General features: G+C 63.7%; 9 protein-coding genes and 1 pseudogene. 6 read left to right on the forward strand and 4 right to left on the reverse strand.

Going from position 1 to position 10,217, the window contains the following annotated elements; translation table 11 throughout:
• The 3 genes and pseudogenes from EN750_RS06365 to EN750_RS06375 form a co-directional block, all read right to left on the reverse strand.
• Positions 1-945: pseudogene (locus EN750_RS06365) on the reverse strand (phosphatidylserine/phosphatidylglycerophosphate/cardiolipin synthase family protein); the annotation flags it as partial.
• The gene (locus tag EN750_RS06370) at positions 942-1,385 is read right to left on the reverse strand and encodes a hypothetical protein (protein ID WP_127395920.1); all 444 of its coding nucleotides are present in this window, start codon (positions 1,383-1,385) and stop codon (positions 942-944) included. The pseudogene EN750_RS06365 and the gene EN750_RS06370, both read right to left, overlap by 4 nt.
• A gap of 218 nt (positions 1,386-1,603) precedes the next feature.
• On the reverse strand, positions 1,604-2,485 hold the full coding sequence (locus EN750_RS06375) for a LysR family transcriptional regulator (protein ID WP_127395921.1): 882 nt from the start codon (positions 2,483-2,485) through the stop codon (positions 1,604-1,606).
• A gap of 215 nt (positions 2,486-2,700) precedes the next feature.
• On the opposite strand from EN750_RS06375, the gene EN750_RS06380 reads away from it, so the two are divergent.
• Complete coding sequence (locus EN750_RS06380; RefSeq protein WP_127395922.1) at positions 2,701-4,197, forward strand: CoA-acylating methylmalonate-semialdehyde dehydrogenase; 1,497 nt, start codon at positions 2,701-2,703, stop codon at positions 4,195-4,197.
• A gap of 314 nt (positions 4,198-4,511) precedes the next feature.
• Positions 4,512-4,811 carry a hypothetical protein gene (locus EN750_RS06385; RefSeq protein WP_127395923.1) on the forward strand — a complete coding sequence of 100 codons (300 nt, stop codon included), beginning with the start codon at positions 4,512-4,514 and terminating at the stop codon, positions 4,809-4,811.
• A gap of 54 nt (positions 4,812-4,865) precedes the next feature.
• Here the strand turns inward: EN750_RS06385 and EN750_RS06390 are convergent, their stop codons facing one another.
• The gene (locus EN750_RS06390; RefSeq protein ID WP_245472866.1) at positions 4,866-5,516 is read right to left on the reverse strand and encodes a GntR family transcriptional regulator; all 651 of its coding nucleotides are present in this window, start codon (positions 5,514-5,516) and stop codon (positions 4,866-4,868) included.
• 111 nt (positions 5,517-5,627) lie between these two features.
• Here EN750_RS06390 and EN750_RS06395 point away from each other — a divergent pair, with 111 nt between their 5' ends.
• The 4 genes from EN750_RS06395 (at position 5,628) to EN750_RS06410 (ending at position 10,174) form a co-directional block, all read left to right on the forward strand.
• Positions 5,628-6,521, forward strand: coding sequence for a dihydrodipicolinate synthase family protein (locus EN750_RS06395; RefSeq protein WP_127395924.1), 894 nt, complete (start codon positions 5,628-5,630; stop codon positions 6,519-6,521).
• Between the two features lie 45 nt (positions 6,522-6,566).
• A complete protein-coding gene (locus EN750_RS06400; protein WP_189526065.1) occupies positions 6,567-7,904 on the forward strand; it encodes an FAD-binding oxidoreductase in 1,338 nt (445 codons plus the stop codon).
• 31 nt (positions 7,905-7,935) lie between these two features.
• Entirely contained in the window at positions 7,936-8,937 is a 1,002-nt protein-coding gene (locus EN750_RS06405; RefSeq protein ID WP_127395926.1) for a 4-hydroxyproline epimerase, read from the forward strand.
• A 334-nt stretch (positions 8,938-9,271) separates the two neighbouring features.
• Positions 9,272-10,174: a branched-chain amino acid ABC transporter permease LivH gene (locus EN750_RS06410; RefSeq protein WP_127395927.1), complete on the forward strand. Its 903-nt coding sequence runs from the start codon at positions 9,272-9,274 to the stop codon at positions 10,172-10,174.
• Positions 10,175-10,217 lie beyond the last annotated feature (43 nt).

Consider the following 10,217-nt stretch of genomic DNA (forward strand, 5'->3'; position numbering starts at 1 on the left):
CAGCGCCTCGACCTTGGCGTTGAAGCCATCGCGCGATTTGCGCAGCAGGCGCGGCTTTCCGATCGGCAAGGCGCAGGTCTGCGACAGCCAGCGGCTGGCATAGAAGGCGCGGCTGAGCGCATCGAGGCCGGTGGGGTTAGGCGTCGTGCAACGCTCGTAGCGACTGTCGAAGGCGGCGAGAGCCGGATCGGCGGCCTCTTCGCGCCGAATGGTGAGCGGCGCGCCGGCCGGGGCAAGGCTGGAGCGGATCCTTGCGGTGCAGCGGTTCAGGCCGTCACTCGGAAACAGGCTGACCGTGTCGTCCTCGCCGGACAGGCGAAAACGGAATGCCGTGCCCATGGCGATGGTGCGTGAACCGCCGCCGGCACGGATCGCCAGCGTGCCGTCGCAGATGCCTTCGATGTCGGCCGGTTGCTTGCCGGCCTGGCGCAGCACGACCTCGACGCTGCGCGCCTGCAGGCCGGAGAAATCGAAGATCCTGGGCGCCGAGGGCCGCGCAGCCGCATCGATGTAGAGTGTCTGCCGCGACACCCGCCAGCGTCCGTCGAAATGGCCCTCGCCGCTGCTGGCGCCGGCCGGCGGCAGATGCGTTTCGGCAACCGGTCCGGCCAGTTTTTGCAGTGTCCGGTAGGTCGCCTGGAAATCGCTGTTGGCGATCTCATGGCGGTCATGGCCGAAAGGGCCGGTGCCGTTGGCGCGGTCCATGGCGCCAAGCTGGTGGTGGGCGAGCAGCGCCAGGAAGCGTTTTTCATAGTCGCTCGTGCCGGCGTCACCGAAAAACTGCGCGGCGGCGATCCGCGGCCCAGCTGTCCCGGCCGAGAGCGCGGGTCGCGCGCAAGCGCTCTGGCCTTGCAGGAGATCGCAGGCATTGCGGCCAGCGCCGGCACAGCCGGCAAGGACAGCCAGCCCGAACAAAACGATGGCGATGGATGCGCGACCCTTCACCCGGCGACTCCGGCCTTCAGGGCGCTCAATTGCGCGGGATCGCGCGGCGGCATGAAGCCTTGCGGGAAGACCTTGCAGACGGGAATGGCGAAGGTGGCGATCAACAGTTCGGCCTCGCCGCGCATTTTGCGTGGCGCTGTCTTGTCGTCACGGATCGCTTTCGCCGAGGCGACCAGGGTGCCGTCGCAGTCGCAATGGTTGTGGCGGGCGATGTAGCAGGCATCATGCGCCTGGCAGGCCGCATCGAGGCGGTCGGCCGGCCGGGCCGATAGATCGCCGGTGCGGGTGCCAGGGCCGCAATAATTGCCGAAGACGAAAGGCGAAGGCCGCGCCATTGCGTAGCGGATCGGCTTGGGCAGTTCGGCTCCCGTGACCTTCGTCCACGGATTGGCGCAAGCCGAAACGAAAAGCAGCGGCAGGATGGCAAGAACGGCTCGCATGTCTATCCGCGCCAGCTTTCTGAAAGTGTCCCTGCGCGCGGCGTCCGCCCACAGCCGGCGACCGCACGCCTGATGCCACACTGGCCGGTTTTGTGGCAAGGAAAAGGCGGCACGGCTACAGCGCATCGCGTTTGATCGGATTCATGCGATGCGCTTTAGCGTCTTTGTTTTATGCATGTCGTTCTCTCAAAACCGAGATCATTTTTGGGCGACATGCATCAGACAAACAGGTTTCGCTCCCGCTCCACCACCTTGGTGATGAAGCTGGCGACGATCTGGACGCGGCGCAGCGGCCTGACCGATTCGTGATAGACCAGCCAGTAGGCACGGCGGATCGGCGCGACCACATCGACGGATACCAATTCCGGCATCGAGCGGGCGACGAAGGTGTGCAGGATGCCGATGCCGGCGCCCGAGCGCACCGCCTCGGCCTGGCCGAGCGCCGAGGAGATGGCGAAGCTGGTGCGCCAGTCCGTGCTGAATTCGCCCGCATAGTCGAGCGAGGGACTGACGATGAGGTCGGGTACGTAGCCGATGAGCGTGTGCTGGCCGAGCTCGGCGGCGGTTTTGGGCAAGCCATGCGCCTCGACATAGGCGCGCGAGGCAAACAGGCCGAGCGAGTAGTCGACCAGCTTTCCTGCCACCAGCCGGCCTTCGGTCGGCCGCTCGACGGTGATGGCGATGTCGGCCTCGCGACGCGACAGGGAGAAGGAGCGCGGCACCGGCACAAGCTGGATCGTCAACTCGCGGTGCAGGGCGGTTAGTTCGCCAAGGCGCTTGGCCAGGAAGGCGACACCAAAACCGTCGGGCGCACCGATGCGCACCGTGCCGGAAACGTCGTCGCCTTCGCCTGAAATGGTCGAGCGCGCGGCGATCATGTCGCCCTCCATGCGCTCGGCAATGTCGAGAAAACGCTCGCCGGCGGGCGTCAGCTCGCTGCCGGTCGTCAAGCGGCGAAACAGCTTTGTCCGCAACGCTTCCTCGAGTGCGGCGATGCGGCGCGAGACGGTGGCGTGGTTGAGCTCCAGCCGTTTGGCGGCGCCAAGGATCTGGCCTGCGCGCGCCACGGCGAGGAAGATGCGGACGTCATCCCAGTTCATGGGGAGGGTCCAGATGACAATTATCGACGCTGCGTTCTGTGGTGGAACTCAATCTCTCAATCCGCACGGCAGCAATTGCATCCCACCATTTGCGGGAATTGATGCTCGCTCGTCAATCGTTATCTATTCTCCGCACAACGGTTGCGTTCTCCGTCGCGTTGCCATCCGCCGGCCAAAGGCGGACAATGCAGCATCACAAACAAGGGAGAGAAATCATGATCGACTATGGTCATTTCATTGGCGGCAAGCATGTCGCCGGGACCAGCGGCCGCAAGCAGGATGTCATGCAGCCGATGGACGGCTCGGTGCGCGGCACGGTGGCGTTGGCCTCGCAGGCGGAACTGCGCGCGGCGGTCGAGAATGCCAAGGCAGCGCAGCCGAAATGGGCCGCGACCAACCCGCAGCGCCGCGTACGCGTGCTGATGAAGTTTCTCGAACTGGTCGCGCGCGACTATGACGAACTGGCCGACATCCTGGCGCGCGAGCACGGCAAGACGATCGCCGATGCCAAGGGAGACATCCAGCGCGGCCTCGAAGTGGTCGAGGTCTGCATCGGCGCACCGCACATGATGAAGGGCGAATTCACCGACGGCGCCGGCCCCGGCATCGACGTCTATTCGATGCGCCAGCCGCTCGGCGTGGTCGCCGGTATCACGCCGTTCAACTTCCCGGCGATGATCCCGCTGTGGAAGATCGCGCCGGCCATCGCCTGCGGCAACGCCTTCATCCTGAAGCCTTCGGAACGCGATCCGGGCGTGCCGATGCGCATTGCCGAACTGTTCCTCGAGGCCGGCCTGCCGGCGGGCATCCTCAATGTCGTCAATGGCGACAAGGATGTCGTCGACGCCATCCTCGACGATCCCGACATCAAGGCCATCGGCTTTGTCGGCTCGACGCCGATCGCCCATTACATCTATTCGCGCGGCACAGCCGCCGGCAAACGCGTGCAGTGCTTCGGCGGTGCCAAGAACCACATGATCATCATGCCCGATGCCGACATGGACCAGACCGTAGATGCGCTGATCGGCGCCGGCTACGGCTCGGCCGGCGAGCGCTGCATGGCGATCTCGGTCGCCGTCCCGGTCGGCAACGATACCGCCAACCGGCTGATGGAAAAGCTGATCCCGCGCGTCGAGAGCCTGAAGGTCGGTCCTTCGACGGACTCTTCCGCCGATTTCGGCCCGCTGGTGACGGCGCAGGCGTTGGGACGGGTCAAGGGCTACGTGGATACCGGCGTCAAGGAAGGCGCCAAGCTGGTCGTCGACGGCCGCGGCTTCTCCATGCAGGGCTATGAAGACGGCTACTATATGGGTGGCTGCCTGTTCGACAACGTCACCGCGGACATGCGTATCTACAAGGAAGAGATCTTCGGGCCGGTGCTCTCTGTTGTGCGCGCCCCGACCTATGAGAGCGCGATCAAGCTCGCCAACGATCACGAGATGGGCAATGGCGTCGCCATCTTCACCCGTGACGGCGATGCCGCGCGCGACTTTGCAAGCCGTGTCCAGGTCGGCATGGTGGGCATCAACGTGCCGATCCCGGTGCCGATCGCCTACTACACGTTCGGCGGCTGGAAGGCATCTTCGTTCGGCGATCTCAACCAGCACGGCCCGGACGCGTTCCGCTTCTATACCAAGACCAAGACGGTGACCTCGCGCTGGCCGTCCGGCATCAAGGATGGTGCCGAATTCGTCATCCCGACGATGAACTGACCGGACGATTTCTTGGTTGCGCGTCCTCGCCTTCGGCTGCGGTCGCGCGGGCGGGCATCAAGGATGGTGCCGAATTCGTCATCCCGACGATGAATTGACCGGACAACAAATTGATTTGGATTAAGGCCCGGGCGCTCGCGCCCGGGCGTTTTTTTGCAATCCGGCCGCGACCCTATCCGCTTGAACGCTAATGTGATGGAACCAAGTAGGTTCTGCCGTCTTGGTTTGCAGTCCTGCCGCAAGGAGGTACGGCAGATCAAGCAACGGCGCTGGCGACAGCTTCGGGGACATCGTCTGGCGCAAGGAGGTGTCAGATGACCCGTCTTGTGGCAACGCTATTTTTCGCGGCAATTTCTGCGTGTCCCGCCGTCCCGGCGCTGGCGGAGCAATGCGCGGCCCGTGCGGATATGATCAAAGCGCTCGGGGAAAAATTCCACGAAAGTGAGGCGGCGCGCGGCCTGGTCAACCCGAGCCTGATTCTTGAGATATTCGTCTCCGACCGGGGCACCTGGACAATTCTTGCCACCGACACGCATGGTCAGAGTTGCGTCATCACGGCGGGTGAAGGCTGGGACGGTTCGTTGATGGCGGCGGCTGCCTTGCCAGGGACTTGACCCGAGCTTCAAGGAAGCGCCGGCGACGAAAGCGCACCGGGGTATAAAGGACATTCAGCGCGTGGCGGCCGTCTCGGCGTGGCCGCGCAGCAGCGCCATCAGGCGTTTGGCGTCCTTGGCCGCGGCCTCCTCGTCGCCGGCAAGGATCGAGCGGATCAGCGCGACATGGTGCTCGGCGGATTCGGCAAGGCCGGTCTCGGCCTTGTAGCGGAACCAGAAGCGGCGGCTATGGGTCTGCAAGGGGGCGGCCAGACGGGCGGCGAAGGGATTGTCGGCAGCCAGCGCCAGCGCTTCGTCGAGTGCCTTGTCGGCCTGGATGAAGGCAAGCACATTACCCGAGATCACCGCCTTCTGCATGGCAAGCGCTGCTTCGTGAAACAGGTCGGCGGCTTCGCGGGTGACGAAGCGGGCGGCCGAGCGGGCGAGCACCACCTCGACGCCGCGACGCGCATCGAGGACGCGCAACCAGTCGCCGGGATGGAGCGGGGCGATGGCGATGCCGGCGCGCGGCCTGACGTCGAGCAGCCCTTCCCATGCCAGCCGCTGGATCGCCTCGCGCACCGGTGTCCTGCCAAGCCCGAGCCTGTCGATCAGGGCGCCCTCGGTGACGAAGCTTGCCGGGGCCAGTTCGAGCGTGACGATCATGTGCTCGAGCACATGGTAGGCCCTGGTCGCCGCCGGCTCTGCCGGGATGCTTGCTGCCATGGATATCAAATGCGCTCTCCTGATATATCTTGAATATATCATAACGGAATCCGCATTGACAGCGGGTTTGTTAATAGATATACCACTGATATATCAGATGGAGAGATGATCATGTGGACCGGAGTTTTTCCCGCCGTCACGACTAAATTCACCGCGGATGATCGTCTCGATCATGCCGAGATGGAGCGCTGCTTCAGCCTGCAGATGGAGGCCGGCTGCGACGGCATCATCGTCTGCGGATCGCTCGGCGAGGGGCCGATGCTGTCGCCCGACGAGAAGATAGAGGTGCTGAAGACCGCACAGAAGGTCGCCGGCAAGAAGCCGGTGCTGCTGACGGTGAACGAGGCCGGCACACGCGAGGCCGCCAGCATCGCCAGGCGCGCCGCCAAAGAAGGCGCCAATGGCCTCATGGTCGTGCCGAGCCCGATCTACCACACCAATGCGGAAGAGACGGTCGCTGCGCTGCGCGCGGTCGCCGAGGCGGGCGACCTGCCGGTCATGATCTACTCCAACCGGCTTGCCTACCGCGTCGACGTCAGCGTCGACCAGATGGAGGAGCTGGCGTCGGACAGGCGCTTTGTCGCGATCAAGGAATCCTCCGACGACATCCGTCGTTCGACCGAGATCATCAATCGCCTGGGTACTCGCTACGACCTGTTCACCGGCGTCGACAATCTGGCCTTCGAGGCGCTGTCGGTTGGCGCCATCGGCTGGGTGGCGGGGCTGGTCACCGCCTTCCCGCGCGAGACCGTCGCCATCTTCCAGCTGATGAAGCAGGGCCGCCGCGAGGAGGCGCTCGCCATCTACCGCTGGTTCCGGCCGCTGCTCGATCTCGATGTCTCGACCTATCTGGTCCAAAACATCAAGCTTGCCGAAGTGTTCGCGATCAACACAAATGACCGCGTTCGCATGCCGCGGCAGCCGCTGTCGGGCGAGCGCCGCAAGGCTGTCGAGAAGATCGTCAAGGATGCGCTCGCGGTTCGGCCGAAGCTGCCGACATTTTGATGGCTTTCTTCTCCCCGTTCACGGGGAGAAGATGGCGGCAGCCAGATGAGGGGCAGCGCCTACGTGTCAGGAAATTCCAAGTCGACAGAAGCGGCGCGCCGCCCCTCATCCGCCCTTCGGGCACCTTCTCCCCGTGAACGGGGAGAAGGCTTGGACATCGCCATCATCGGTGGCGGCATCATCGGCATCTGTGCAGCCGCTTCTCTCGCCGAGGCCGGACGCAGGATCACCGTCTTCGACCGCACCGGCATTTGCGAGGAGACGAGCTCCGGCAACGCCGCCGCCTTTGCCTTTTCCGATGTGCTGCCGCTGGCCCACAAGGGCATGATCCGGCAGCTGCCGAAATGGCTGGCCGATCCGCTTGGCCCGCTCAGCATTCCGCCCGCCTATCTGCCGAAGCTTCTGCCCTGGCTGATCCGCTTCTGGCGCGCCGGCGCGCCGGGAAAATACGAGGCGAGCCTTGCTGCTCAGGCGGGTATGATGAAGCTCGCCGAGGCGGAGTGGATGGGCCTGCTCGATCGCTCCGGCACGCGGTCGATGCTGCGCGAGGATGGCTCGCTCGAGCTCTATGAAAGCAAAGACGAGTTCCAGGCCGGGCTGCCCGGCTGGGCGGCGCGTGAGCGTTTCGGCATCGGTTTCCGCCATGTCGAGGGCGAGGAACTGGCCGCCTTGCAGCCGGGGCTGTCGCCGCGCTTCATCAAAGGCACGTTCGTGCCGGGATGGAAGACGGTCGCCGACCCGAAACTGCTGGGCAAGGCGGTGTGGGCCTACGCACAAAGCAAGGGTGCCCGCTTTGAGATGGCCCGGATCGGCCAAGTCGCGGCGGATCAGGATGGTGCGACGCTGACATTGGCAGACGGCACGACCAGACAGGCGCGACACCTCGTCGTCGCAGCAGGCGCATGGTCGCATCTGCTGGCGAAGCAACTCGGCGATCGCATTCCGCTGGAGACCGAGCGCGGCTACAACACTACGTTGCCGACGAGTGCCTTCGACGTGAAGCGGATGCTGATCTTCTCCGGCCATGGCTTCGTCGTCACGCCGCTCGCAACGGGCCTGCGTGTCGGTGGCGCCGTCGAACTCGGCGGCATCGAGCGGCGGCCCAATTATGCCAGGTCTAAGGCGCTGCTGCAGAAGGCGCAGAAATTCCTGCCGGGGCTCGATCCCTCGGGCGGGCGCGAATGGATGGGGTTCCGCCCCTCGCTGCCGGATTCAGTGCCAGTCATCGGCGGCGCGCCGGCAAAGCGGTCGGTGGTCTATGCCTTCGGCCATGGCCATCTCGGCCTGACCCAGGCGGCGGCCACCGGACGGTTGATCAGGGATCTTGTCCTGGGGCAGACTCCACCGATCGAACTGGCCCCCTTCAGTCCGCAACGATTTTGATATTTTCGGGTTTTGATTTTCGAGGAGCGTCATGGCCAAGAAATCCTTCTTCTGCATAGACGGCCACACCTGCGGCAATCCGGTGCGGCTGGTCGCTGGGGGCGGCCCGCTGCTGCAGGGCGCGACGATGATGGAGCGGCGTGCGCATTTTCTGACCGAGTATGACTGGATCCGCACCGGCCTGATGTTCGAGCCGCGCGGCCACGACGTGATGTCCGGTTCGATCCTCTATCCGCCGACGCGCGAGGATTGCGACATCGCCATCCTGTTCATCGAAACCTCCGGCTGCCTGCCGATGTGCGGCCATGGCACCATCGGCACGGTGACGATGGCGATCGAGCACGGTCTGATCAAGCCGAAGACGCCGGGCGTGCTTCGGCTCGACACGCCGGCCGGACTTGTCATCGCTGAATACAAACAGGTCGGCGACTATGTCGAGGAGGTGCGCATCACCAATGTGCCGTCCTTCCTCCATGCCGAGGGGCTGACAATCGAATGCCCTGGGCTCGGCGAAATCACCGTCGACGTCGCCTATGGCGGCAACTTCTACGCCATCGTCGAACCGCAGAAGAACTATCGCGACATGGCCGATTATTCGGCGGGCGACTTCATCGCCTGGAGCCCGGTGGTGCGCCAGCGGCTCAACGAGAAATATTCCTTCGTCCATCCTGAGAACCCGGGCATCAACCGGCTGTCGCACATGCTGTGGACCGGTGCTCCGACGGTGGATGGGGCGGATGCCCGCAATGCCGTGTTCTACGGCGACAAGGCGATCGACCGCTCGCCCTGCGGCACCGGCACCTCGGCGCGCATGGCGCAGCTTCATGCCAAGGGCAAACTCAAGGCCGGCGACAGCTTCGTCCATGAATCGATCATCGGTTCGCTGTTCAAGGGCAAGGTCGAAAAGGATGTCACCGTCGCCGGCAAGCCGGCCATCATTCCCTCTATCGGCGGCTGGGCGCGGATGACCGGGCTGAACACCATCTTCATCGACGACCGCGACCCGTTCGCGCACGGATTTGTTGTCAAGTGATGGGAATCCTGACCTTGCGGAAAGCGACGGCTTGAAAAACGGATCGTGCCAAAAACGCAAGGATTCCTTTCATCACCTAATCTTGACGGCGATTTCTTCGAAACGGAGCGCATGATGCAGTCGAATCGTCAAAGACATTGCGTTATGCCAATGGTAGGGTCCGCGATAGTCCAGGGGTCGGATGATGGAAAGCGGGCAATCGGATAGCGTGCTTCGAAAACACGCATGACGATTGAAAAATGACGTTGCAATCCGGGCTCGAAACTTTACGACTAGGGGAAATACGAAAAGGAATGCGTCTGCATGGGCGACATTCCAGGGGAGCTATGTACACATGCAGTACTTTGTCCAGCAGCTTATCAACGGGCTGACGCTGGGATCGATCTATGGGCTGATCGCGATCGGCTACACGATGGTCTACGGCATCATCGGCATGATCAATTTCGCCCATGGCGACATCTTCATGGTGGGTGCCTTCACGGCACTGATCGTCTTCCTCGCCCTTGGCGCGCTGTTCTATTCCGTGCCGGTTGTGCTGGCGCTGCTGGTCATGATGATCGTGGCGATGCTGCTCACCAGCCTCTACAACTGGACGATTGAAAAAGTCGCCTACCGGCCGCTGCGCGGTTCGTTCCGACTGGCCCCGCTGATCACCGCCATCGGCATGTCGATCGCGCTGTCGAACTTCGTCCAGGTGACGCAGGGTCCCCGCAACAAGCCGATCCCGCCAATGGTCAGCCAGGTTTACAACATCAACGGCATCAGCGTGTCGCTGAAGCAGATCATCATCGTCGTCGTCACGGCGCTGCTGCTGGCGCTGTTCTGGTATCTGGTCAACAAGACCTCGCTCGGGCGAGCGCAACGGGCCTGTGAGCAGGACCGCAAGATGGCGGCGCTGCTCGGCATCGATGTCGACCGCACCATCTCGATCACCTTCATCATGGGTGCGGCCCTTGCCGCGGTCGCCGGCACTTTGTTCCTGATGTATTACGGCGTCATTGCCTTCTCGGATGGCTTTACGCCGGGCGTGAAAGCCTTCACGGCGGCGGTGCTGGGCGGCATTGGTTCGCTGCCGGGCGCGGTGGTTGGCGGGCTGATGATCGGCTTCATCGAGAGCATGTGGTCGGCATATTTCTCGATCGACTACAAGGACGTCGCGGCGTTCTCGATCCTGGCCATCGTGCTGATCTTCCTGCCTTCCGGCATATTGGGCCGGCCAGAAGTCGAAAAGGTCTGAGACTATGGCCGTCACCGTATCTCCGGAGCGCGACACCGTCGCC

The sequence above is a fragment of the Mesorhizobium sp. M7A.F.Ca.ET.027.03.2.1 genome (assembly GCF_003999175.1).
GTDB lineage: Bacteria > Pseudomonadota > Alphaproteobacteria > Rhizobiales > Rhizobiaceae > Mesorhizobium.